The 22,777-nt window shown below is 61.6% G+C and carries 22 protein-coding genes and 1 tRNA gene; 12 read left to right on the top strand and 11 right to left on the bottom strand.

Going from position 1 to position 22,777, the window contains the following annotated elements; genetic code table 11:
- Window positions 1-6 precede the first annotated feature (6 nt).
- From AC1DUR_RS19065 to AC1DUR_RS19085, 5 genes are all read right to left on the bottom strand, one after another.
- Window positions 7-2,301, bottom strand: coding sequence for a methyl-accepting chemotaxis protein (locus AC1DUR_RS19065; RefSeq protein ID WP_477720632.1), 2,295 nt, complete (start codon window positions 2,299-2,301; stop codon window positions 7-9).
- Between the two features lie 31 nt (window positions 2,302-2,332).
- On the bottom strand, window positions 2,333-2,863 hold the full coding sequence (locus tag AC1DUR_RS19070; protein ID WP_477720633.1) for a chemotaxis protein CheW: 531 nt from the start codon (window positions 2,861-2,863) through the stop codon (window positions 2,333-2,335).
- Between the two features lie 21 nt (window positions 2,864-2,884).
- The gene (locus AC1DUR_RS19075; RefSeq protein ID WP_477720634.1) at window positions 2,885-3,250 is read right to left on the bottom strand and encodes a response regulator transcription factor; all 366 of its coding nucleotides are present in this window, start codon (window positions 3,248-3,250) and stop codon (window positions 2,885-2,887) included.
- Entirely contained in the window at window positions 3,250-3,648 is a 399-nt protein-coding gene (locus AC1DUR_RS19080; RefSeq protein ID WP_477720635.1) for a response regulator, read from the bottom strand. Before AC1DUR_RS19080 ends, AC1DUR_RS19075 begins: the two co-directional genes overlap by 1 nt.
- 81 nt (window positions 3,649-3,729) lie before the next feature.
- Window positions 3,730-3,903 carry a rubredoxin gene (locus AC1DUR_RS19085; protein ID WP_477720636.1) on the bottom strand — a complete coding sequence of 58 codons (174 nt, stop codon included), beginning with the start codon at window positions 3,901-3,903 and terminating at the stop codon, window positions 3,730-3,732.
- Between the two features lie 82 nt (window positions 3,904-3,985).
- Here AC1DUR_RS19085 and thiD point away from each other — a divergent pair, with 82 nt between their 5' ends.
- Together thiD and hemL are read left to right on the top strand one after the other, a co-directional pair.
- A complete protein-coding gene (gene thiD, locus AC1DUR_RS19090) occupies window positions 3,986-4,951 on the top strand; it encodes a bifunctional hydroxymethylpyrimidine kinase/phosphomethylpyrimidine kinase (RefSeq protein ID WP_477720637.1) in 966 nt (321 codons plus the stop codon).
- Complete coding sequence (gene hemL / locus AC1DUR_RS19095) at window positions 4,932-6,260, top strand: glutamate-1-semialdehyde 2,1-aminomutase (protein WP_477720638.1); 1,329 nt, start codon at window positions 4,932-4,934, stop codon at window positions 6,258-6,260. The genes thiD and hemL overlap by 20 nt, the downstream gene beginning before the upstream one ends.
- A gap of 91 nt (window positions 6,261-6,351) precedes the next feature.
- Here the strand turns inward: hemL and purH are convergent, their stop codons facing one another.
- From purH to dusB, 3 genes are read right to left on the bottom strand one after another with little or no spacing between them, the layout of a single operon-like run.
- Window positions 6,352-7,935 (bottom strand): bifunctional phosphoribosylaminoimidazolecarboxamide formyltransferase/IMP cyclohydrolase, encoded by a 1,584-nt coding sequence (gene purH, locus AC1DUR_RS19100; RefSeq protein ID WP_477720639.1) that lies wholly within the window; start codon window positions 7,933-7,935, stop codon window positions 6,352-6,354.
- Between the two features lie 55 nt (window positions 7,936-7,990).
- Complete coding sequence (locus tag AC1DUR_RS19105) at window positions 7,991-8,227, bottom strand: Fis family transcriptional regulator (RefSeq protein ID WP_011482085.1); 237 nt, start codon at window positions 8,225-8,227, stop codon at window positions 7,991-7,993.
- Window positions 8,224-9,294, bottom strand: a complete 1,071-nt coding sequence (gene dusB / locus AC1DUR_RS19110) for a tRNA dihydrouridine synthase DusB (RefSeq protein ID WP_477720640.1) — start codon at window positions 9,292-9,294, stop codon at window positions 8,224-8,226. Before dusB ends, AC1DUR_RS19105 begins: the two co-directional genes overlap by 4 nt.
- Window positions 9,295-9,463: 169 nt before the next feature.
- On the opposite strand from dusB, the gene AC1DUR_RS19115 reads away from it, so the two are divergent.
- Complete coding sequence (locus AC1DUR_RS19115) at window positions 9,464-9,946, top strand: YqaA family protein (RefSeq protein ID WP_477720641.1); 483 nt, start codon at window positions 9,464-9,466, stop codon at window positions 9,944-9,946.
- A 43-nt stretch (window positions 9,947-9,989) separates the two neighbouring features.
- Here AC1DUR_RS19115 and AC1DUR_RS19120 read toward each other — a convergent pair whose 3' ends face one another.
- The 3 genes from AC1DUR_RS19120 to AC1DUR_RS19130 all read right to left on the bottom strand — a co-directional run bounded on the left by AC1DUR_RS19120 (window position 9,990) and on the right by AC1DUR_RS19130 (window position 13,028).
- Complete coding sequence (locus tag AC1DUR_RS19120; protein WP_477720642.1) at window positions 9,990-10,736, bottom strand: rRNA pseudouridine synthase; 747 nt, start codon at window positions 10,734-10,736, stop codon at window positions 9,990-9,992.
- A gap of 133 nt (window positions 10,737-10,869) precedes the next feature.
- Complete coding sequence (gene ychF, locus AC1DUR_RS19125; RefSeq protein ID WP_477720643.1) at window positions 10,870-11,961, bottom strand: redox-regulated ATPase YchF; 1,092 nt, start codon at window positions 11,959-11,961, stop codon at window positions 10,870-10,872.
- A 179-nt stretch (window positions 11,962-12,140) separates the two neighbouring features.
- Window positions 12,141-13,028: an MOSC domain-containing protein gene (locus AC1DUR_RS19130; protein WP_477720664.1), complete on the bottom strand. Its 888-nt coding sequence runs from the start codon at window positions 13,026-13,028 to the stop codon at window positions 12,141-12,143.
- Window positions 13,029-13,198: 170 nt separating this feature from the next.
- Between AC1DUR_RS19130 and AC1DUR_RS19135 the strand changes: the two genes are divergently transcribed.
- From AC1DUR_RS19135 to AC1DUR_RS19175, 9 genes are all read left to right on the top strand, one after another.
- Window positions 13,199-14,320 carry an FAD-dependent monooxygenase gene (locus AC1DUR_RS19135; RefSeq protein WP_477720644.1) on the top strand — a complete coding sequence of 374 codons (1,122 nt, stop codon included), beginning with the start codon at window positions 13,199-13,201 and terminating at the stop codon, window positions 14,318-14,320.
- A 47-nt stretch (window positions 14,321-14,367) separates the two neighbouring features.
- Window positions 14,368-15,081 carry a DsbC family protein gene (locus AC1DUR_RS19140; RefSeq protein WP_477720645.1) on the top strand — a complete coding sequence of 238 codons (714 nt, stop codon included), beginning with the start codon at window positions 14,368-14,370 and terminating at the stop codon, window positions 15,079-15,081.
- A 311-nt stretch (window positions 15,082-15,392) separates the two neighbouring features.
- A complete protein-coding gene (locus tag AC1DUR_RS19145) occupies window positions 15,393-17,210 on the top strand; it encodes a M61 family metallopeptidase (protein ID WP_477720646.1) in 1,818 nt (605 codons plus the stop codon).
- A 79-nt stretch (window positions 17,211-17,289) separates the two neighbouring features.
- Window positions 17,290-18,078: an enoyl-CoA hydratase gene (locus tag AC1DUR_RS19150; RefSeq protein WP_477720647.1), complete on the top strand. Its 789-nt coding sequence runs from the start codon at window positions 17,290-17,292 to the stop codon at window positions 18,076-18,078.
- A gap of 38 nt (window positions 18,079-18,116) precedes the next feature.
- Window positions 18,117-18,193, top strand: a tRNA-Met gene (locus AC1DUR_RS19155).
- Window positions 18,194-18,777: 584 nt separating this feature from the next.
- Complete coding sequence (locus AC1DUR_RS19160) at window positions 18,778-19,233, top strand: hypothetical protein (RefSeq protein WP_477720648.1); 456 nt, start codon at window positions 18,778-18,780, stop codon at window positions 19,231-19,233.
- Between the two features lie 87 nt (window positions 19,234-19,320).
- A complete protein-coding gene (gene miaB, locus AC1DUR_RS19165) occupies window positions 19,321-20,664 on the top strand; it encodes a tRNA (N6-isopentenyl adenosine(37)-C2)-methylthiotransferase MiaB (RefSeq protein WP_477720649.1) in 1,344 nt (447 codons plus the stop codon).
- A gap of 30 nt (window positions 20,665-20,694) precedes the next feature.
- A complete protein-coding gene (locus AC1DUR_RS19170) occupies window positions 20,695-22,116 on the top strand; it encodes a sensor histidine kinase (protein ID WP_477720650.1) in 1,422 nt (473 codons plus the stop codon).
- A complete protein-coding gene (locus AC1DUR_RS19175; RefSeq protein ID WP_477720651.1) occupies window positions 22,100-22,774 on the top strand; it encodes a hypothetical protein in 675 nt (224 codons plus the stop codon). The genes AC1DUR_RS19170 and AC1DUR_RS19175 overlap by 17 nt, the downstream gene beginning before the upstream one ends.
- The last annotated feature ends 3 nt before the right edge of the window (window positions 22,775-22,777 follow it).

The following is a 22,777-nucleotide window of genomic DNA, read 5'->3' on the forward strand; positions in this document are numbered from 1 at the left end:
CTGTGATCAGGCGATTTTGAATCGGGACACTGACTGGCGCAGCTCTTCCGCCATGCGGGAAAGGTCACGCACCTGCTGTGCCGTAGAACGGGTACCTTCTCCGGTTTGCTCCGTCACGGCAAAAATGTGCTGGATGTTACCGGCCACCACGTTGGCCGATGCGGCTTCCCGGGATGCTGAATTGGAAATCTGCTCAATCAGGTCGGCAAGGCGACGTGACACCTGGTCAATTTCAGTGAGTGCCGTACCGGCGTTATCGGACAGCTTGGCTCCCTCAACCACACCCTGCGTGGAACGCTCCATGGCGGCTACCGCATCCTGGGTGTCGGTCTGAATCGCTTTCACCAGCGCCGAAATCTGGCGCGTCGCATCGGCAGAACGTTCGGCCAGTCGCTGCACCTCTTCGGCAACCACCGAGAAGCCACGTCCGGCTTCACCGGCTGACGCCGCCTGAATGGCAGCGTTCAGCGCCAAAACGTTGGTCTGCTCGGTAATGTCCGAGATCAGCTCGGTAATCTCGCCAATCTCCTGGGACGATTCACCCAGCCGCTTGATCCGCTTGGAGGTTTCCTGAATCTGGTCCCGGATGGAGTTCATACCACCGATCGCGTTTTGCACCGCCTGCAAGCCGGATTCAGCCGCCGTCAGCGATTGGCGCGCCACCTGGGAAGATTCCTGCGCCTGGGTGGACACTTCGTTGATTCGGGACGCCATGTCAAGCACCGACTGGCCAGTCTCGCGAATCTCGCGCAGCTGTTCAGTCGACGCTGCCAGCAGCTCCGTGGATGTGCTTTCCACCTGCGCCGTCGTCTGCGCCACCCGGGTCGCCGTGTTCTGCACGTTACCCACCAGCTGGCGCAACTCCTCCACCGTGTAATTCACCGAGTCAGCAATGGCGCCGGTAATATCCTCGGTCACCGTCGCTTCCTGGGTCAGATCGCCCTCAGCCACCGTCTGCAACTCGTTCATCAGGCGCAAAATGGCAGCCTGGTTCGCGTCGTTGACGCGCTTGGCGTCCTGCTCCTGGCTTTTGGCTTCCTGTCGCTGCGTCTCGGCAACCGCCTGCCGCTGCTGGCTGTCTTGCACCTGCAAACGGGCCAGACCTGCCGCGCACAGCAGCGCGAAGGCCGCCGCAATAACCAGGATCGTCAACGCCCCGACGCCCAGGCCGGTCTGGGAAGACAGCTTGCCCTGCAGATCCTCAAGGCCACGACGCAGCGGCTCACTGTCCGCAATGATCGAAGACTGGGCTTCGCGGGCCGACACCAGACCCTGCAAATTGCCCAAAATGGCGCCCGCCTGCACGCGCGTCTGCTCATAAAGCGCCATCAAGGCCTCCAGCCGCTCGCGGGTCTGCGGGTCTTTGGAGCCGGTCAGGCGCAGTTCGGGACTACCGTCCTGCAGACCCTGGGCAATTTCCTTGAAGGAGTTCAAATCCTTGCCCAGCAGGAACACAGCCTCGGGGCTCACACCTTCCATGGTCAGGAACTCGTTGGCAGACTTGCCGATCCGCTGGGTCAACATCACCAGCTGGCCAGACGCTGAAATTTCAGCGGGCGCCGCATTCTGCTGGAGCTTGAGCGAAGATACGGTTTCGGCGATTTCCAGCAAATCGGAAGACTGACGGTTAATGGTGCGCAGCGCGTTGCCCACCTGCGTCAGGATGTTTTGCTGACCCATCACGGTTTTGGCATTTTTCTCGGCCCGCTCCATGAAGGGCGTGACCTTTTCAACGTCCGGCTGCAGTACATCGGCAACCGGCGCCAGGCGCAAGCTGTCCTCGCCGGACTTCAGGCCGCGCACGGTTTTGGCCAGCACGTCCGAGCTTTCGCGCACATCGGGGAAAGCCTGGGCACTGCCCACCAGAGCCTGCGATACAGACTTCGCCAAACGCTGCGACTGCATCAGTGACTGGCCGGTTGCCGCCACCTGCTGGGCGACCTTGTCGGCCTGGTTCAGCGCCAGGAAGGTCACGGTACCCAACACCACCACCGCCAGAGCCAGCAAGCCCACCAGAATTCTCTGGTGCTGGCCTATGGTACGGCGACCCAGCAGGGGCAGCGAGAGCAGGTCGGGACTTTCCACCGACTCGCCCTCCTCGGTTGCCGCCACCCGGCTCGGTGCAAAGGCATCCAGGTTGCCGTCCATCTGGCGCATGGTTGCGGCATTGAGGGAGGCGGCTCCGCCCACGGTGGAGCCAAGGGGATCACCGGGCATACCCACGGAAGCCATGTCCATGCTGTCTTCGGGCTGGACAGACTTCGGTTTAAACAGCTTCTGGATATTTTCAATAACAGACATGGGGGAGCCTTCCGGGAGAAACACGTGCGCGCTATGCGCCGATCGTCAAAAAATGAGCTTGCTGGGCAAGCAGCTGAAGATTGATTTCCTGCCAGCTTGCACCATTGAGGTCAACGTACTGGTTGCCAAAAAATTCGGGCGCGTCAGGCGCCTTCTCGGAGAAATCGATGAAGGCATCCTGCTTGCGCAAACCGGCCAGCCTGTCGATCAGCAGGGCGCAATTGACTTCAAGTGCACTGTTGAGCGCAACAAGCCTCGACTCCGTGCGCGCAAGTTCGGTCTTCGGAGGCGGTGCCTCGCCGCTCACATAGCTTGCCAGGTCAACCACGCCAAAGAGGCCGCCGCGCAAATTGGCAACACCGGCAAACCAGGCCTGGGTGTAAGGGACCGTCTGCGTGTGAACCCATGGAAAAATTTCACCGGACTGGCTCAGGGGAAACAGGTAGTTCCTTCCGCCAGCCTCCACGGCCAGCCAGGATGCAGCAACGCCCTGCGTTCGCGCAACCTGCAACCTGTCGGCCAGCCGGGTTTGTAGCTCTCTGAGGGCTTGTCTGTTCGCCATGCTCTGGTTTTATGCGTGTGATCAGCCAAGGGCTTTGATTTTGGCCATCAACTCATCCGCATCCACAGGCTTGGTGATGTAGTCGCGAGCCCCCTGACGCATGCCCCACACCCGGTCGGTTTCCTGATTTTTACTGGTGCACATCATGATGGGGATGTCCGAATAAAGGGGATCGCGCGTGATGGCGCGCGTCAGCTGGAAGCCGTTTTGCCCCGGCATCACCACGTCCATCAGAATCAGTTCCGGCTTGTCTTCGGCCAGGCGGCGAAAGGCATCTTCCGCATTTTCTGCGGTTTTGACGGTAAAACCATTCTTGACCAGCAGATCGGTCAGATACATCAACTCAGTCTTGGAGTCATCAACTACCAATATTTTCTTAATCGCCATCAAACTACTCCTTGTTTTGCACTGCCAAGCGCCTGAACGGTTTGCAGCAGCTGATCTTTGGTAAAAGGCTTGGTCAGGTAGTCCTGTGAACCCACCATGCGACCCCGCGCCTTGTCGAACACGCCATCCTTGGAGGACAGCATCACAATGGGTACACCCGAAAACTTCGCATTGCGCTTGATAATCGCACAGGTTTGATAGCCATCCAGTCGAGGCATCAAAATGTCGCAAAAAATCAGGTCGGGCTCGTAGTCGTTGACCTTGGAGAGGGCGTCAAAGCCATCTTCGGCCAGCAATACTTCGTGACCTCCCTGCTTGAGGAAGATTTCGGCGCTGCGCCGGATCGTATTGCTGTCATCGATGACCAGGACCTTCAATCCGGAATTGGGAATGCTCACTGCCTTTGCTCCTGTTTTTGCGGACCCCCGGCACGATAGCACCAGGCGGCGACTGGACTGTTCAGGCAGGTGCCCAAACGCCTATATCTGAACCATTTCGAAATCTTCTTTACGCGCTCCGCATTCCGGGCAGGTCCAGTTCATGGGCACTTGGGCCCACGGTGTTCCCGGGGCAATGCCATGCTCGGGCGCACCAGCAGTTTCATCATAAATCCACCCACAGATCAAACACATCCACGTCATTGATTGAGTCACAGCTTAAGTTGCCTTCGAATAGAATGCAACAATTGTATCGAGGCGGCGTTGCTTATTCGCGTACAAGGCAAAATCGCAGCCTATGGCAAACCCCAACACCTCTTCACTGGACAGTCGGCAACTGCAAACCGAGGACAGCGACGCGTCTCCGGCATGCGTCATGACATTCAATGCCAACGATCCGAGCGGAGCGGGCGGACTGACGGCCGACATAACGGCGATTACATCCGCAGGGGCTCATCCGCTGGCCGTCGTCACCGGCACCTACGTGCGCGACACCGCCGAGATTTTTGATCATTTTGCATTCGACGAAGAGGCTGTCACCGACCAGGCGCGATCCGCACTCGAAGACATGCCGGTGTCGGCCATCAAGGTCGGCTTTGTCGGCAGCCCGGAAAACATCAGCACCATCGCCGAGATCGCGACCGACTATGCCGATGTACCGCTTATCGCTTACATGCCCAACCTGTCATGGTGGGACGAAAGCGAGATTGACAGCTACCTCGATGCCTTTCGCGAGTTGATGCTGCCGCAGACGACGGTGTTGGTCGGCAACCACAGCAGCCTGTGGCGCTGGTTGCTGCCTGACTGGCCGGGCGAGCGCAACCCCTCGGCCCGCGACATTGCCAAGGCTGCGGCCGACCTGGGCGTGCCCTACACGCTGGTGACCGGCATTCCCCTGCCGGACCAGTTCATAGACAACGTGCTGGCCACGCCGCAAGCGGTCCTGTACAGCGAAAAATTCGAGCGCTTCGAGGCGGTATTTTCCGGTGCCGGCGAAACGCTGTCTGCCGCCCTTTCGGCCCTGCTGGCCAATGGCCACGATCTGCAGGCCGCCACCGCCGAAGCCTTGACCTACCTTGATCACAGCCTGGATGCCGGCTTTCACCCCGGCATGGGCAACATCGTGCCGGACCGTCTGTTCTGGGCACAGGCCGATGTCGATGATGAAGAATCCGAAGACGAAGCAGGCGACACGCCAGACGATGCCGCACTGACGTCCAAGCCCCCTTTTGACCTGCCGCCCAATGGAACCACGAAACATTAAGCCCCACACTCCCGAGCACTCCCGCAACACCGCGTTGTTTGAGCGCGCCAAAAAGCTGATTCCCGGAGGCGTGAATTCACCGGTCCGGGCGTTCAAGGCCGTGGGGGGCACGCCGCGCTTTGTGCAGCGCGCCCAGGGCGCCTACTTCTGGGATGCCGACGACCAGCGCTACATCGACTACATCGGCTCGTGGGGGCCGATGATTCTGGGGCACGGACATCCCGCCGTGCTTGCGTCCGTCCAGAAAGCGCTGCTGGACGGTTTCTCGTATGGCGCACCGACGGAGCGCGAAGTGGAACTGGCCGAGGAGCTTGTGCGCCTGGTGCCGTCCCTCGAGATGGTGCGGCTGGTGAGTTCGGGTACCGAAGCGGCCATGAGCGCCATTCGCCTGGCGCGCGGCGCGACCGGCCGCAGCAAAATCATCAAGTTTGAGGGCTGCTACCACGGCCACGCCGACGCCCTGCTGGTAAAAGCCGGCTCCGGCCTGGCCACCTTCGGCAACCCGACCAGCGCCGGTGTACCGCCTGAGGTGGTGCAGCACACCCTAGTGCTCGAATACAACCACCTGGCCCAGCTGGAAGAGGCTTTCGCCCTGCATGGCAACGCCATCGCCTGCCTGATGATCGAGCCGATTGCCGGCAACATGAATTTCGTGCGGGCCAGCATTCCTTTCATGAAACGTTGCCGCGAGCTATGTACCCAGCATGGTGCGCTGCTGGTATTTGACGAAGTCATGACCGGCTTTCGCGTGGCCCTCGGTGGCGCGCAAAGCGTGTACGCCAAAAGTATTCCCGGCTTCAAGCCCGACATGACGGTGCTCGGCAAGGTGATTGGCGGCGGCATGCCGCTGGCGGCCTTTGGCGGAACCCGCGCCGTGATGGAACAGCTGGCGCCGTTGGGTCCGGTCTACCAGGCCGGTACGCTGTCGGGCAACCCGGTGGCCACCGCTTGCGGCCTGGCCACCTTGCACGAGATACAGAAACCCGGGTTTTACGAAGCACTGGGGGAGCGCACGCGCAGCCTGGTCGCAGGCCTCACGCAGGCGGCCAACAAGGCGGGCGTGCCTTTTTGCGGCGACAGCGAGGGAGGCATGTTCGGCTTTTTCCTGCTCGGGCAACTGCCTCAAAACTACGCCACGGTCATGACGACCGACGGCCCAGCCTTCAACCGCTTTTTTCATGCGATGCTGGCCAGCGGTGTGTACTACGCGCCGGCGCTGTACGAAGCCGGCTTTGTCAGCTCGGCGCACAGCGCGGCGGATATTGATGCCACGGTGGATGCTGCCGCAAAGTTTTTTGCTGCAGGCTGAGCCGGCCTCGTGTTTGGTGCTCGGGGTTGTGACTTTTACCCAACCCTAGAGACCCACCTAGAGACCCAAATCATTTCAAAAAAACGGCTGCTCAATGCCTGAAGTGCCGCACACCGGTCAGCACCATCACCACCTCGCGGTCGTTGGCCGCGGCGATCACCTCATCATCGCGCATGCTGCCACCTGGCTGGATGACGCAGGTCGCCCCCGCATCCACCACCACATCCAGCCCGTCGCGGAAAGGAAAGAACGCATCGCTGGCAACCGCTGAACCCTGCAGCGTCAGGCCGGCGTTTGCAGCCTTGATCGAGGCGATGCGTGCCGAGTCGATACGGCTCATCTGGCCCGCACCCACACCCAGCGTCATGCCGCCCGAGCAGAACACGATGGCGTTGGATTTCACGTATTTCGCGACCTTCCAGGCAAACAGCATGTCATGCAGTTGCTCCTGCGTCGGCTGCAGCTTGCTGACGACCTTCAGCTCGCCGATAGCCAGCGCGTGGTTGTCCGCAGTCTGCATCAGAAGGCCTGAACCCACACGCTTGACGTCGATCAAATTGCGGCCCTGCTTCCACGCCGTGTCGCCGCCGGGCGGCAGGTCAATCTGCAGGATCCGCACGTTGACCTTGGCCTTGAACACTTCCAGCGCTTCGGGCGAAAAGGCCGGCGCCATCAGCACTTCGACAAACTGCTTTGAAATTTGCAGCGCGGCGTGCTCGTCGAGAGGACAGTTCAAGGCGATGATGCCGCCGAACGCGGATGTGGGATCGGTCTTGAAGGCCTTGCTGTAGGCCTCCAGCCCGTCCTTGCCCACGGCCACGCCGCAGGGGTTGGCATGCTTGACGATCACGCACGCGGCACCATCCTTGAGGAAATCAAAGCTCTTGACACATTCCCAGGCGGCGTCGGCATCGGCAATGTTGTTGTAAGAGAGTTCCTTGCCCTGCAACTGCCTGGCCGTCACGAGGGAGCCTGGCGCCGGGTACAAATCCCGGTATAGCGCGGCCTGCTGGTGCGAGTTTTCGCCATAACGCAAATCCTGCACCTTGATGAAACGGCCGTTGGCCTGGCCCGGGAACAGGCTGTGCGTGCCATCGGCCTGAATGCCGGAAAGATAGTCGCTGATGGCGCCGTCGTACTGGCTGATGCGGTTGAAAGCCGCCACCGACAGGGCGAATTTAGTCTTGTCCGTCAGCTTGCCGCCGGCCTTGAGTTCGTCCAGCACCCCGGCGTACTGCGAGGCATCGGTCAACACACCCACGTCTTTCCAGTTTTTGGCGGCCGAGCGCACCATGGCCGGGCCACCGATGTCGATGTTTTCAATCGCGTCTTCCAGCGTGCAGCCGGCCTGGGCCACCGTCGCCTCAAACGGATAGAGGTTGACCACCAGCAGGTCAATCGTGTCGATCTGGTGCGCTTTCAGGGCGGCCATGTGCTCGGGCACATCGCGCCGCGCCAGCAGTCCGCCATGCACCTTGGGGTGCAGTGTCTTGACGCGACCGTCGAGCATTTCCGGAAAGCCCGTGAGTTCCGCCACCTCGGTCACCGGCAGGCCGGCATCGGCCAGCAATTTTGCCGTGCCGCCGGTGGAAATCAGCTTGATGCCCAGCGCATGCAGCGACTGGGCGAATTCGAGGATGCCGGTCTTGTCGGAGACGGAAATCAGTGCGTTCATTTTTTGTCTTTGAAGAAATGCAGGCCCGGAAAACCGGACGGTGAAAGTGAAGGGCTTATTTGATGAGCTTGTGCTCGACCAGCTTCTTGCGAAGCGTGTTGCGGTTCAGCCCCAGCCATTCGGCGGCGCGCGACTGGTTCTGCTCCGCATGCTGCATGACCACTTCCAGCAGTGGCTTTTCAACCACCCGGACCATCATGTCATACATGCCGTCGGGATCGGTACCGCGCAAGTCCCTGAAATACCCCTCCAGACTGGTGCGTACGCATTCTTCTATGTGCTTTTTGCTCATGCAGCAGCTTCCTCCTGATTTTTATCTTTGTTCGTCCATGCCTGCCCCGGCCCGCCCCCGGCGTCCCCGACTGCCGGAATGCGGTCCATCCGGTCGCCAAGCTCCTCGAAAAACTCCCCGACTGCGCGCAACTGCGCATCGCAGTCCTCCAGCAGATTCATCTTTGCGCGAAACACTTCACCACCCGGCAAGGTCTTGACATACCAACCGATGTGCTTGCGCGCCGTGCGCACGCCGGTGTAGCCGCCATACAGATCATAGTGATCCAGCAAGTGGTCGAGCAACAGGCGTTTGACTTCCGCGACCAGCGGCGGCGCAAGATGCGTGCCGGTGGCCATGAAATGTGCAATCTCGCGAAAAATCCAGGGCCGTCCCTGCGCCGCGCGACCAATCATCACGGCATCGGCACCGGTGTAAGCCAGCACATCGCGGGCCTTTTCGGGGCTGCTGATGTCGCCGTTGGCCACCACCGGAATACGCAAGGCAGACTTCACCGCGGCAATGGTGTCATATTCGGCCAACCCCTTGTAGCCCTGCTCGCGCGTGCGGCCGTGCACGGTGACCATCTGCACTCCGGCACTTTCAGCCGCGCGCGCAATCACCAGGGCATTTTTGTGGGCCTGGCACCAGCCGGTGCGCATCTTGAGGGTGACGGGAACGCCATGGGGCGCGCAGGCGGCAACGACGGCCTGCACAATCTGCAGCGCCAGCGTTTCGTCCTGCATCAGGGCCGAGCCGGCCCATTTGTTGCACACCTTCTTGGCCGGGCAACCCATGTTGATGTCGATGATTTGTGCGCCGCGATCCACGTTGTAGGCCGCGGCTTCGGCCATCATCTGCGCGTCGGTGCCGGCAATCTGTACCGCAATCGGCGCAGCTTCGCCCGCATGGTTGGCGCGACGCGAAGTCTTGAGGCTATCCCATAGATCGCGGCGCGAGGTCACCATCTCGCTGACCGCATAGCCCGCCCCCAGCTTTTTGCACAGCTGGCGGAACGGCCGGTCCGTCACACCAGCCATGGGCGCAACAAACAGTCTGTTTGCCAAAGCGTAGGGGCCAATGTTCATGGAAAAAATGGGGGCGCTGATTGCTGAAAACCGAAGGCATGATTGTAGCTGCCTAAAATTTCAGCAATTGAAATTGCATGCGGGATTTTGTAAGCGCCCTGCCGACAGGCCTGCCTGCAGGACTTGCGCTGGCTGCTGCCTATACTCCAACGCTTATGCTCCAACGCTTATGGAAACCTGGATCCGCCACATCGTAGAACTCCTTGCGTTGCCGGAATACGGTCTGAGCACGGTGTTTGTGGTGTCGTTCATCTCCGCTACGCTGTTGCCGCTCGGTTCCGAGCCCGTGGTGTTCGGGCTCGTCAAGCTCAACCCTGAGATGTTCTGGGCGGTGGTGCTGGTCGCCAGTGCCGGCAACACCCTGGGCGGCGCCGTTGACTGGTGGATGGGCTACGGTGCGCACAAGGTGGTCGACAAATACAAACATTCGTCACACCATGGACACGCCATTCGCTGGCTGGAAAAACTCGGCCCCAAAGCCTGCCTGTTCGCCTGGCTGCCTGTTGTGGGAGACCCGCTGTGCGCTGTCGCCGGTTGGCTCAAGTTTCCCTTCTGGCCCTGCCTCGCCTACATGGCAGTCGGCAAGTTTGTACGCTACTTTTTGATGACGGGCACCTTGATCTGGGCATTTCCCGGTGTGATCGGCCCCTGAACGGCGGCCACCCCGCCTGTCACCCGAGGCCATCGGGCCCGCCTCAAAACCGCTCGTGGGGCAACAGGTAGCGCCATTGGCCGGGCTGCAGGTTGCTCATGGGCACACGGCCGATGCGCAGGCGCTTCATGGCCACTACCCTGAGCCCGACGCTTTCGCACATATAAGCAACCTGCCCGGGCCGCTCGCCCTTGAGCGCAAAACGCAGGCGCGCCTCGCTTTGCCAGCTCACCTTGGCCGGCGGCAACAGCACGCCCTGGAAGGTGAAGCCATGGTCAACGCGGTTCAGGCGCTCCAGGCCGCCGGGCTTGATCTCGCCCGTCACCTCCACAATCACCTCGTGCTCAAGCACACCGGCATCTTCGCGAAGCTTGCGTGCCACGCGCCAATCCTGGGTGAACACCACCAGCCCGCTGGCCGCCGTCGCCAGGGGCGTGACCAGCTCAGCGGCAGAAAAATGTTTCTTGAGCGGACGAATGCCGGACCGGTCGTCCGGCGACTGGTTCGCGGCAACCAGAAGCCCGGCGGCGGAGGGGACGCCGCGGCCTGCCGGTGCGTCCAGCGCTGCCTCGTGGCCCGCCGGTTTATGCAGCAGCAAAGTGACCGGCGCCAGGGCCAGCAGGCTGGCGTCTTTTGACAATTCAATGGTCTGGTTCAGCACGCGGAACTGGGGCTCTTCCACCACCACGCCGTCTACCGTGACCCAGCCGCCTTCGATGTACTGCTCGGCCTCGCGGCGCGAACAGGACAGCATTTCAGCAAGGCGTTTGGCGAGGCGTACAGGTTCCATGGAAAAAATTGTCCCGGTGAGTACGGTGGGCGGCTAGCGCCCGATGGCCATCAAAAATCAGCTTTCGGCCCTCGTTCTGACGACCATGGCAAGAGGCTTGAACGATTTCCTGCCGGTCAGCAATCGGCCAGTTTCAGCTGCTGAACAGGAAGTTCATCACGTCGCCATCCTTGACGACGTAATCCTTGCCTTCACTGCGCATCTTGCCAGCGTCTTTGGCGGCCTGCTCGCCCTTGAAGGTGATGAAGTCATCAAATGCAATCGTCTGGGCACGAATGTAGCCCTTCTCAAAATCGGTGTGAATCACGCCGGCGGCTTGCGGGCCGGTATCGCCCACATGGATGGTCCAGGCACGCACTTCCTTCACGCCCGCCGTGAAGTAGGTCTGCAGGCCCAGCAGCTTGTAGGCAGCCATGATCAGCCGGTTCAGCCCGGGCTCGTCCTGGCCGATTTCAGCGAGGAACATTTTTTTGTCTTCCTCGTCCATGTCGGCCATTTCGGCTTCCATCTTCGCGCAGATCGCCACCACGGGGGCCTTTTGCGCGACTGCGTAGGCTTTCAGGCGATCCAGAAATGGATTGTTCTCAAAACCATCTTCCGCCACGTTGGCCACGAACATTGCGGGCTTGGCGGTGATCAGGAAAAACTGCGCCAGCAGCGGCAGTTCTTCCTTGCTGAAATCCACGGCGCGCACGGGCTTGCCCTCATTGAGCGCAGCCTGGCATTTTTCAAGGATGGCCACCAGCTTGACGGACTCCTTGTCGCCCGAGCGTGCAGTCTTGGTCACCCGATGCAGGGCTTTTTCAACCGCCGCCAGATCAGCCAGGCACAGCTCGGTCTGGATCACTTCAATATCGGAAATCGGGTCCACCTTGCCGGCCACGTGAATCACGTTGTCGTCTTCAAAGCAGCGCACCACATTGACGGTGGCGTCGGTCTCGCGAATGTGCGCCAGGAATTTGTTGCCCAGGCCTTCACCAGTGCTGGCGCCTGCCACCAGGCCGGCAATGTCCACAAACTCGACGATTGCGGGAACAACACGTTCGGGCTTGACGATTTCAGACAATTGGGCCAGCCTGGGGTCAGGCACTTCCACGATGCCGACGTTGGGCTCAATCGTGCAAAAAGGATAGTTTTCGGCCGCGATCCCCGCTTTGGTCAACGCATTGAACAGGGTGGATTTTCCGACGTTAGGCAAGCCTACGATGCCGCACTTCAAACTCATGACAAACCTTCAAAAACAGATCCAGAAGTGTATTCGATGACCGGTAACGGACGTTCCTCGAGCCTCATCTGAGGGGGCGGTGGGGCCCGCCGCGGCCCTGCGCCCCGGAATGAACCCGACCGGCCGCCCGGTGAGACCGGTGGTGGTTTTCAGGCGAAAACCGGACTACTCAAAAAGCCTCAATCAAAGCGGTAGTTGGCGCTGACCTTCTGGCCGACCCTGAGCAGGTGATCGGTGCCGCGCAAAACGATGGCATTCACGCCGAAGGTCAGCGCGCCATTGACCCGTGCGTCCTGGCGGTAGGTTTGCAGCATGTCCGTGACCTCCGGGCTGGTGATGGCGGTGGCCGGGTCAATGTTGGGAATCGGGCAGCGCGGGCAAGGCTTGACCGGCCTGAGCTGCACCGTGCCTTGTTCCGTAGCGATCTGCAGCAAGTCGAGCCGGTCTTCGTCGTGCGGCCCGAATTCGCTGTCGCCTGCCTTGCCCAGCACAATATTGGGCCGAAAGCGCGCCATCCCCACTGCGGCAGCGCCCGAGGCGCGCAGCCTTGCATTGAGGTTGTCCAGCGACGCCTCGCTCAGGACCAGCAGCGAATAACCGTCGCTGAACTGGTTGAGCGCCTCCACATCGCCGGTCCACTGACGGCTGGAGACTCTTTTGTGCTCGGGGTCAAAGCGCACCAGCCGTGCCGGGGTGCCGAGAAAATCGGTGAACCACTGGGCCGCGATGGCGCCCATGTCATAAGCGGCGACCTCATCGTCCCAGACCCGCACCCGCACCGGGCCCTCCACCTCGTCCAAAGCGACGTGCAAGGCCAGCATGCCGGGGGCACGCAACACCATTTCGTGGTACTTGAGCTGAGGTTGGATCAGCGCCATGCGCGGCAATTCGCGTTGCGTGAGGAACGCGCCCTCCCCGTCCACCACCATCCAGGCCCTGTCAAATTCCAGGCCCGTTTCGGTCAGGATGGCTTCCTGCACACTCACCCCGGCGCAGGATTTCACCGGGTACACACATAGCTGCGAAATGACCGCGGTCATGTCCGACGGTGTATCGGCAGTGTTCATCCCTGCGTCGTTCAATGAATCGCTCACTTTGATCAGTCCTTTTGAATTCGGGATGAATACCCGCTAAATGCCCGTCGAATACCTGCTCGAAGCCTGCTTAATGCCGGGTTTGACCCATCTGCCAGGCATGCTTTGAACCATCAATTTTGCACTGCCTTCTAAAATGAGGGATGTCCAAGCCCTTTGATGTCTGTATTCGCGGCGACGGTGTGGTGGGTCGCACACTGGCCTTGCTGCTGGCGCGCGAGCGTTTGCGCGTGGCGCTGGTCACACGGCCCGACAGGGCGCCCGCAGCGCAGGCCGCAGCCGATGTGCGGGCGTACGCGCTGAACAGCGCCTCCCGCCAGGTGCTGGAAACACTGCGGGCCTGGCCCGAAGCGCCTTTTGCCACGCCGGTTCTGGAGATGCAGGTGTGGGGGGACGACGGCGGCAAGCTGGATTTCACGGCGCTAAGCCTGGACGCCGGCGAAACGGAACGGGCACTGGCCTGGATCGTCGATGTACCGGCACTCGAGGAGCAACTGATCCAGGCGGTGCGCTACCAGCCCCAGATTGAAATGGTGAAGACGCCAGTCAAAGCGGCGCTCACCGTGATCTGTGAAGGCCACAAAAGCAGCAGCCGCGATGAATTCGGCGCGCACTGGACCGTCAAGCCCTATCCCCAAAAAGCCATCGCTGCCCGGCTCGACTCGGACAAACCGCATGGCGGCATCGCCCGCCAGTGGTTTGCCCATGGCGACATACTGGCGCTTTTGCCTTTATCTGGTGCGGCGGGGAACTCTGTGGCGCTGGTGTGGTCTGTTTCTGTGGAGCGCGCGGGCGACCTGGAAAAACTGCCGCCGGAGGAATTCTGCACTGCCCTGCAAGCCGTCTGCGGCCAGGAGGCGGGTACCTTGCGTTTAACAAGCGAAAGGGCCAGTTGGCCCCTGGCGCTTTCCAACGCCGCGCATTGGGTTGGACCAGGCTGGGCACTTGCGGGCGATGCGGCGCACACCGTGCACCCGCTGGCCGGGCAGGGCCTGAACCTCGGTCTGGCCGACGCAGCCATGCTTGCCAGGGTGATTGCGGAGCGCGAATATTGGCGCGGGCTGGGAGATGAAAAACTGCTGCGCCGATACGAAAGGGCACGCAAGGCGGACGTGGCCGCCATGGGCGCCGTGACAGATGGCCTGCACGGACTTTTTGCGCAGACCGATGGGCGCTGGCAGGCGTTGCGCAACTGGGGCATGAAGGGGTTTGCCCGCAGCGCCCTTCTGAAAAACTGGATCGCGCGGCAGGCCGCGGGTAGATGACGCCAACCGGAACCAACCGAAGTAACTGAAACAAGCAGAGGCAAAAAATGAAGTTCGTAAAAACAATCGCCGTTGCCGGCCTGATAGCGTGCAGCCTGGGTGGTGCGCTGGCGCAGGAGGCGGCTATCCGCAAAAACCTGGCTGAAAGACTGCCCGCATTCTCGAAAATCGACGAAATCAGCAAGACCCCCATGAATGGCTTGTATGAAATTCGGGTCAATGAAACCGAAATTTTCTACACCGATGCGGAAGGCAACTTTTTGCTGCAGGGCCACCTGCTTGACACCCGTGCCAAACGCAACCTGACCGAAGAACGCGTTGAAAAGCTCACGGCGATAGATTTTGACGCCCTGCCGTTCAAGGACGCGTTTACCGTGGTGCGCGGCAATGGCAAACGCAAGATGGCGGTTTTTGAAGACCCCAACTGTGGCTATTGCAAGCGCTTTGAACGTGACCTGCAAAAAGTCAACGATGTGACGGTTTACATGTTTTTGTACCCCATCCTGGGCCCTGATTCGACCGACAAGTCCAAAAACATCTGGTGCGCCAAAGACAAGGCCAAGGCCTGGGTGGACCTGATGGTGCGCGACCAACCCGTGGCCAAAGCCAGCTGCGACACCGCGTCGATTGACCGCAACATCGACTTCGGCAGGAAGCACAAGATCACGGGAACACCCACCCTGGTTTTTGCCAGCGGCTCCCGTGTGCCCGGCGCCATCAGCGCGCAACAGGTCGAAAAAGCCCTCACCGACGGCAAGTAGGGCCTGCCACCGCTGCTGACCTCGGCTGACGACCCACCTGCAAACGACCGCAGTGGTCACACAGCAAGCGCTGCAGTGCTCTGAGCCGTGCCTGCTGAAGGCCCGGAGACACACCCTGGCGCCCTGTGCAGCGCCCCCTATCCAGCCTCGCTGCACAAGGTTGCTGCACATAGCCGATTCCACGTTGCGCCCGCAGGAGCAGCGTAGAAGCCGCCTACTTCTTTGTCCTCGATTGAAAGGGTGGAGAAAGAATGGAGAGGGGGCAGACGTAAGGGTGGAGTATTCTTTTGCCTGACACGCCAGGCCTCAACATGAAAAACAAAACACTTCCGTCTACATCCATTCATTACCGCGTCGAGGTAGCCGATCCCAATGCCCACCTGTTTCGCGTGACACTCACCATCCCGTTACCGGCAGCCGGGCAACGGGTGGCCCTGCCGGTGTGGATACCGGGCAGCTACCTGGTGCGCGAGTTTTCAAAAAACCTTCAGTGCCTGGAGGCCCGACAGGGAAGCCGCAGGCCCCTGCCGGTGGAGCAAGTGGACAAATGCACCTGGCACATCCAGTGCGACCCGACCCAGCCACTGGTGCTGACCTATGAAGTCCATGCACGCGACAACTCGGTACGCGCCGCCTGGCTGGACACCGACCGTGGCTTTTTCAATGGCACCAGCCTGTGCCTGAAAGTGGAGGGGCAGGAGAAAGCGCCGCATGCGCTGGAGCTGCCGGCGCCCAAGGCGCTGGCCGGCTGGGCGGTGGCCACGGGATTGACCGCACAAAAGGTCAACAAACGCGGCTTTGGCACGTACGTGGCAGCCGATTACGACGAGCTGGTCGACTGCCCGGTGGAGATGGGCGCCTTCTGGAGCGGCAGCTTCAGCGCCTGCGGCGTGCCGCACCGCTTTGTAGTGGCCGGTGCCGCCGCCACATTTGACGGCGACCGGCTGCTGGCCGATACCCGGAAAATTTGCGAAGCGGAAATCCGTTTCTGGCACGGCGGCAAAAAGCCACCGTATAAAAACTACCTGTTCATGCTCAACGCGGTGGACGACGATTATGGCGGACTGGAGCACCGCAACTCCACGGCATTGATCTGCAACCGCAAAGACCTGCCGCGGCTGGGCGAACCCAAACCATCCGAGGGCTACACCACGCTGCGCGGCCTCATCAGCCATGAGTATTTTCATACCTGGAATGTCAAGCGCCTGCGCCCCGCAGAATTTGAAAACCACCACTACGACCGCGAGAACTACACCGGGCTGCTGTGGTTCTTTGAGGGCTTCACCAGCTATTACGATGACCTTCTTTTACGCCGGGCGGGCCTGCTGGACAACGCGGCCTACCTGAAACTGCTCAACAAAACCATTAACCAGGTGATGCAGACGCCGGGCCGGCTGGTGCAGTCGGTCGCCCAGGCCAGTTTTGACGCGTGGGTGAAGTACTACCGGCCAGATGAAAACACGCCCAATGCCACCGTGAGCTACTACACCAAGGGCGCGCTCGTGGCCCTGTGTTTTGACCTGACATTGCGCAGTGAAAGCCGGCCTGCCGAAAACGCCAACGCGGGCGCGACGCTCGACGACGTGATGCGCACGCTCTGGCTGAACTGCAAGGCCGGCCCCATGCGTGAGGCTGATTTTGCGCAGGCTCTCCTGGCCCTGGGTCATCGCTCCTTCGCGCCCGAACTGACACGCTGGGTGCACGGGCGGGCCGAGCTTCCCTTGAAAGAACTGCTGCAGCAGCACGGCGTGGCCGTATTCGAAGAACCGGCCCAGCTGGCACAGCGGCTGGGCCTGCGGGTCGGCGAAGGCCAGAGTGTGCAAATCAAGGCCGTGCTGCGTGGCGGGGTTGCCGAGCAGGCTGGTTTCGCGGCCGGCGATGAATGGCTGGGACTGGAACCCGCCGGCAGCGCGCGGGCGCGCCATGCCGGCCAACCTGGCGGCTGGCGCATGAGCCGGCTGGACGACCTGCTGCTCTACGCAGGGACGGCCAAAAAAGTTGTGGCGCTGGTGTCGCGCGACAAGCGACTGATGCGGCTGGAGCTGGCCATGCCGGCCGCCCTCACCACCTGGCGGCTGGCAGTGCAGGATGCCGGACTGGTTGATCGGTGGCTGGCGCCCAAGGCCTGAAGCTCCGCGGAAAGCTTGCGCAATGCCGAAAACGGGCCGGAACGTGGCATGATAAATTGGTCAAAACGAAGGACTTTCCATGAGCTACGAAACAATTGTGATCTCTACCCAGGGCCCCGACGCGCGCAAGGTCGGCATCATCACCCTGAACCGCCCCAAGCAACTCAATGCGCTCAATGACCAGCTCATGGATGAACTGGGAGCCGCACTCAAGGGGTTTGATGCGGACGACAGCGTGGGCTGCATCATCCTGACCGGCAGCGAGAAGGCCTTTGCAGCCGGCGCTGACATCGGCGTCATGGCGAACTACGGCTTTGCCGAGGTCTACAACAACGACTACATCACCCGCAACTGGGAGCAGATCCGCAGCATCCGCAAGCCGGTCATTGCAGCGGTCAGCGGTTTTGCGCTGGGCGGCGGTTGCGAGCTGGCCATGATGTGCGACTTCATCATTGCCGCCGACAACGCGAAATTCGGCCAGCCCGAGATCAAGCTGGGCATCATCCCCGGCGCCGGCGGCACGCAGCGCCTGCCACGGGCGGTCGGCAAGGCCAAGGCGATGGACATGGCCCTGACCGGCCGCATGATGGATGCCGCCGAGGCGGAGCGCGCCGGCCTGGTCAGCCGCGTGGTGCCGCTGGACAACCTCATGGACGAGGCGCTCGGCGCAGCCCTGATGATTTGCGGCTACGGCCAGATCGCGCTCATGGCCGCCAAGGAGGCGATCAACCGCGCCTTCGAAAGCGGGCTCAGTGACGGCGTGATGTTTGAGCGGCGGCTTTTCCACGCGATCTTCGCCACCAGTGACCAGAAAGAAGGCATGGGCGCATTTTTGAACAAACGCAAACCGGTGTTCAGCCATCGCTGACGCCAGCGCTTTTCAAGCGGCTATAATATCGGTCGCGCGGTGATATAGCTCAGTTGGTTAGAGCGCAGCATTCATAATGCTGATGTCGGTGGTTCAAGTCCACCTATCACCACCAAACATTCAAAAAGGCGGGCGATCAATGATCGGCCCGCCTTTTTCTTTGGCCGGTGGTTGCACGCAACCGAAACTGCTCAGGAAGTTGGGTCAACGCCGCCACAAATCTCTGAGAACCTGTTTACGATCTAAACGAGGCCGCGTTGGGGTGCAATCGGGATGAGTGGGGCGCCCGGGTCCGCCGCATGGGCTAATGCCCATGCAAGGGCCCGGGTGGCTCAATCGCCCGATTTCACCCCAACCCGAAGGGCAAGCGCCTTCTCGGGCGGTCTGCGGCGTTGCGGCGCTTGCCCATAGCCCGAGCTATGGGCGGCGCACCGCGCCTTGCATCCCATCCCGAGAAGGTGCTTGCGCGGCCCCGTTTAGATCGTAAACAGGTTCTGAGCCATTGATCCGGGGTACTGACTTCAGGTCGAAGCTTTAAACCGTTGATTCATAAAGTTTTTCGGGCAGTGCGGTAGAATTGCCAACCGAGCGCAGACGCCTGCGAAAGCCTCGCAAACCGGGACTTGCCGATGAATCGGCCGCAACCGCCGAGGCGCCCGCCGACCTCTCTTTAATTTTCACAGCCTCTGGACACATACCATGAACCGCTGCACCCACCGCCTGATGGCCGTCCTGGTCCTGACAGCTGCTGCTGCCAGCCTGGTCACAACGCCGATTGCCGCCCAGACAGACGACGCCCCACTCAAGGTTCGGGAATTTCCCAAAGCCGCCCTGCGCGGCGAAATGACTGTGCTGGCGCCTCCGGAAATTTCCCTGAACGGCAAAGCTGACCGCCTCTCGGTCGGTGCACGCATACGTGATGCCAACAACCACTTTATCCTGCCGGGTCCGCTGACCAACCAAACGCTGGTGGTCAACTACCTGCGCGACAACATCGGCCAGGTGCAGCAGGTCTGGATCCTCAACGCAGAAGAAGCCAGGGAAAAGCGGGCCGGTTCCGCCGGCACCGTTTTCAACTTCATCACCGGCACGGCTGCGGCTCCCGCGGACGACGGCAAGACACCCTACACGCAGCTGCCGGCCTACAAGCAGTAATCTGGCGTCATCCATCGCCAAGCAAGCCTCTCGCCCCTTTTGCCCGTTATTCAAGGGCGACCATAGCTATCATTTATATAGCACATCATGAGCAAAAAAGTTTTTATCAAAACCTTCGGGTGCCAGATGAACGAGTACGACTCGGACAAGATGTCCGACGTGCTGCATGCGGCGGAAGGTTACGAGCCCACCCAGAACGTGGACGAAGCCGACCTGATCCTGTTCAACACCTGCTCGGTGCGCGAAAAGGCGCAGGAAAAAGTCTTCAGCGACCTGGGCCGCGTCAAGCATCTGAAGGAAAAAGGCGTGCTGATTGGCGTGGGCGGCTGCGTTGCCAGCCAGGAAGGCGCGGCTATCATCCAGCGCGCGCCGTATGTCGACGTGGTGTTCGGCCCCCAGACGCTGCACCGCCTGCCCGACCTGCTGGCCAAACGTGCGCGACTGAACAAACCCCAGGTCGACATCAGTTTTCCTGAAATTGAAAAATTTGACCACCTGCCGCCGGCCCGTGTGGAAGGCGCTAGCGCCTTTGTCAGCATCATGGAAGGCTGTTCAAAATACTGCAGTTACTGCGTGGTGCCCTACACGCGCGGAGAGGAAGTCTCGCGCCCCTTTGAAGACGTACTGGTCGAAGTGGCGGGCCTGGCCGACCAGGGCGTCAAGGAAGTCACGCTGCTGGGGCAAAACGTCAATGCCTACCGCGGCCCCATGGGCAGCACGGCCGAGATCGCCGACTTTGCCACCCTGCTGGAATATGTGTCCGATATTCCCGGCATCGAACGCATCCGCTATGTCACCAGCCACCCCAACGAGTTCACGCAAAACCTGATTGACGCCTATGCCCGGCTGCCCAAGCTGGTCAACCACCTGCATCTGCCGGTGCAGCACGGCTCGGACCGCATCCTGATGGCCATGAAGCGCGGCTACACCGCCATGGAATACAAAAGCACCATTCGCAAATTGCGCGCCATCCGCCCCGACCTCGCCATGAGCAGCGATTTCATCGTCGGCTTTCCGGGCGAAACCGAAGAAGATTTTGGCAAGATGATGAAGCTGATTGACGAGGTGGGCTACGACACCTCCTTCAGTTTCATCTACAGCCCGCGGCCCGGTACACCTGCCGCCGCGCTGCACGACGATACGCCGCACGAGGTCAAGCTCAGGCGCCTGCAGCATTTGCAGGCCACGATCGACGACAGCGTGCGCGCCATCAGCGCCAGCCGCCTGGGTACCGTGCAGCGCATTCTCGTGGAAGGCGCGTCGCGCAAGGACCCGACCGAACTGATGGGTCGCACCGAGTGCAACCGCGTGGTCAATTTCAAGGGCCAGCCGCAGTTGATCGGCCAGATGCTCGACATCACCATCACGGCGGCCACACAGCGCTCCCTGCGCGGCGAAGTCCTGACCCGGGACATCGCCATGCCGGCCTGAGGCGGCTCGTTGCGCCAGCACGCCAAGCACATGCTGCAACGGTTTTCGTTCCGGCAACTGCTAGTCATCGCGTTCCTGCTGATCGCCGCCTTGCTCGGCGCCGCTTCGCTGCGCGCGCTGTTCACCCTCGAAGACCTGACACTGCAGAGCCGCGACAATGCGGCCCGCGCGCTTGAACTGGGCAGCGCGGCCCAGTCGCTGGGCGAGCGCAGCGTCTCGATGGAACGCACCTCAAGGCAGTCGGTTGTCCTCGACGACCGGGTGCTGCGTGAACGCTTTGGCGATGAAGTCCGCGAGTCGACGGCCATCCTGGACAGCCTGGTCAAGGAAGGCATCCCGAACGCGAAAGCGCGGCAATGGCGCGCGCACCTGCAAACCGTTGTCAGCCTGATGCCCGGCCCGCCGGCAACCGCGCTGGACCGGGAACGCCAGCTGGCGCAGGAGTTTCGCGAACTGGAGGGGGTCAATGCGGCCATCGCGGTGCAGGTTCAGCAAGCCATTCAGCAACGCAACAAATCGCTGGAAGGCCGGCTGGAGGCCAGCCGCCAGCGTCTGGCGCAGCAGGTGGGCTGGGCCATCGCACTGGCGGTGGTCATGGCGCTGGCGTTCGGCATCTGGTTCACCCTGCCCCTGAAGCGGCTGGAACATGCCATCGTGGGCCTCGGTGAAAACCGGCTGGACCAGGTGATTGCGATCCAGGGACCGGCCGATCTGGCTCTGGTCGGGCAGCGGTTGAACTGGCTGCGGTTGCGCCTGGTGGAGCTCGATGCCGACAAGTCCCGCTTTTTGCGCCATATCTCGCATGAGCTCAAGACGCCACTGGCGTCCCTGCGAGAAGGGGTGTCACTGCTGGAAGACGGCGTGGCCGGCCCCTTGAGCGATGACCAGCGCGAGATTGCGCAAATCCTGAAGCACAACACCGGCGTGCTGCAGGGGCAGATTGAGGATTTGCTGCGCTTCAATACCGCGGCGTTCGAGGCGCGCCAGTTGCGCAGGCAGACGGTGGACCTGCTGCAGCTCATGGAGGATCAGGTCGACGCGCAGCGCCTGCAATGGCGTGCACGGGAATTGTCGGTCGCCGTCGTGGGTGAGCCGCTCAGGATGGAGCTGGACGCCGAGAAAATCGGCACCGCGCTGGCCAACCTCCTGTCCAACGCCATCCGCTACTCACCGCCCAGGGGCATGGTCCGCCTGGAGCTGGCTGCGCTGCCGGGCCGGGTACGCATCGATATTCACGACCAGGGCATCGGCGTGGCTGCAGCCGACCGAGACCGGATTTTCGAGCCCTTCTACCGTGGCGAGCGGCAACCCGCCGACGTGGTACGCGGCAGCGGCATTGGTTTGTCCATCGTGCACGAATATATTGCGGCGCACGGCGGGCGCCTTGAACTGCTGCCAGACCAACCTGGTGCACACTTCCGGATTGAGCTTCCCCATGTTTCCAAACCCTGATTTTTCCACTCGCCGCATCCACGCGGGCCTGCTGGCCCTGGCGGCTGCGGCCGCGCTGGCGGCCTGCAGTGCCGGCCCGTCCAGCCAGGGCGTCGGCGACGCGGCGGGCAAGACGGCCCCACAACCCGCTACCGCGGCCGAGCGCGCTGCACGTGCCAATGCCGGCCAGCCGGCTGGCGCAGCGAAGCCAGCCCCATCGGCCGAGCCGGACGCCGTGGTCCGCATGCTGGCCTATGCCGAGCGGGTACGCGTGATGCCACCCGCCGAACTGGGCCAGGAGCTCGCACGGCTGGGCGACGCGTCCACTCCCGCCGATCAGCTGCGGCTGTCCCTGGTCCTGAGCCAGCTTCATCAATTGCCAGACCTGATACGGGCGCAGGAGTTGCTGGCCCGGGTACTCGGCAACGCGGACACGGAAGCCCAGGCGCTGCAGCCGCTGGCCCGCCTGCTGGCCTCGCGTTTTGCCGAGCAGCGCCGCCTTGAAGAACAGCTTGAAAAACAGAACCAGCAGATGCGCGATGTGCAGCGCAAGCTGGACCAGACCAATGAAAGGCTGGAAGCGCTCAAGGCCATTGAGCGCAGCCTGGCGAGCCGTCCCCCGGCTGCGCCCGCATCGTCCCCGGCACCAGCCAACCGTGGCCGGCCCCCGGCGCCATGACCT

The organism is Polaromonas sp. P4_F4, assembly GCF_056401355.1.

Bases quoted from the DNA above. Each gene is read 5' to 3' on its own strand.
- AC1DUR_RS19065 (WP_477720632.1), bottom strand. From the start codon at position 2,301: ATGTCTGTTATTGAAAATATCCAGAAGCTGTTTAAACCGAAGTCTGTC.
- AC1DUR_RS19070 (WP_477720633.1), bottom strand. From the start codon at position 2,863: ATGGCGAACAGACAAGCCCTCAGAGAGCTACAAACCCGGCTGGCCGAC.
- AC1DUR_RS19075 (WP_477720634.1), bottom strand. From the start codon at position 3,250: ATGGCGATTAAGAAAATATTGGTAGTTGATGACTCCAAGACTGAGTTG.
- thiD (WP_477720637.1), top strand. From the start codon at position 3,986: ATGGCAAACCCCAACACCTCTTCACTGGACAGTCGGCAACTGCAAACC.
- hemL (WP_477720638.1), top strand. From the start codon at position 4,932: ATGGAACCACGAAACATTAAGCCCCACACTCCCGAGCACTCCCGCAAC.
- purH (WP_477720639.1), bottom strand. From the start codon at position 7,935: ATGAACGCACTGATTTCCGTCTCCGACAAGACCGGCATCCTCGAATTC.
- AC1DUR_RS19105 (WP_011482085.1), bottom strand. From the start codon at position 8,227: ATGAGCAAAAAGCACATAGAAGAATGCGTACGCACCAGTCTGGAGGGG.
- dusB (WP_477720640.1), bottom strand. From the start codon at position 9,294: ATGAACATTGGCCCCTACGCTTTGGCAAACAGACTGTTTGTTGCGCCC.
- AC1DUR_RS19115 (WP_477720641.1), top strand. From the start codon at position 9,464: ATGGAAACCTGGATCCGCCACATCGTAGAACTCCTTGCGTTGCCGGAA.
- AC1DUR_RS19120 (WP_477720642.1), bottom strand. From the start codon at position 10,736: ATGGAACCTGTACGCCTCGCCAAACGCCTTGCTGAAATGCTGTCCTGT.
- ychF (WP_477720643.1), bottom strand. From the start codon at position 11,961: ATGAGTTTGAAGTGCGGCATCGTAGGCTTGCCTAACGTCGGAAAATCC.
- AC1DUR_RS19130 (WP_477720664.1), bottom strand. From the start codon at position 13,028: ATGAACACTGCCGATACACCGTCGGACATGACCGCGGTCATTTCGCAG.
- AC1DUR_RS19135 (WP_477720644.1), top strand. From the start codon at position 13,199: ATGTCCAAGCCCTTTGATGTCTGTATTCGCGGCGACGGTGTGGTGGGT.
- AC1DUR_RS19140 (WP_477720645.1), top strand. From the start codon at position 14,368: ATGAAGTTCGTAAAAACAATCGCCGTTGCCGGCCTGATAGCGTGCAGC.
- AC1DUR_RS19145 (WP_477720646.1), top strand. From the start codon at position 15,393: ATGAAAAACAAAACACTTCCGTCTACATCCATTCATTACCGCGTCGAG.
- AC1DUR_RS19150 (WP_477720647.1), top strand. From the start codon at position 17,290: ATGAGCTACGAAACAATTGTGATCTCTACCCAGGGCCCCGACGCGCGC.
- AC1DUR_RS19160 (WP_477720648.1), top strand. From the start codon at position 18,778: ATGAACCGCTGCACCCACCGCCTGATGGCCGTCCTGGTCCTGACAGCT.
- miaB (WP_477720649.1), top strand. From the start codon at position 19,321: ATGAGCAAAAAAGTTTTTATCAAAACCTTCGGGTGCCAGATGAACGAG.
- AC1DUR_RS19170 (WP_477720650.1), top strand. From the start codon at position 20,695: ATGCTGCAACGGTTTTCGTTCCGGCAACTGCTAGTCATCGCGTTCCTG.
- AC1DUR_RS19175 (WP_477720651.1), top strand. From the start codon at position 22,100: ATGTTTCCAAACCCTGATTTTTCCACTCGCCGCATCCACGCGGGCCTG.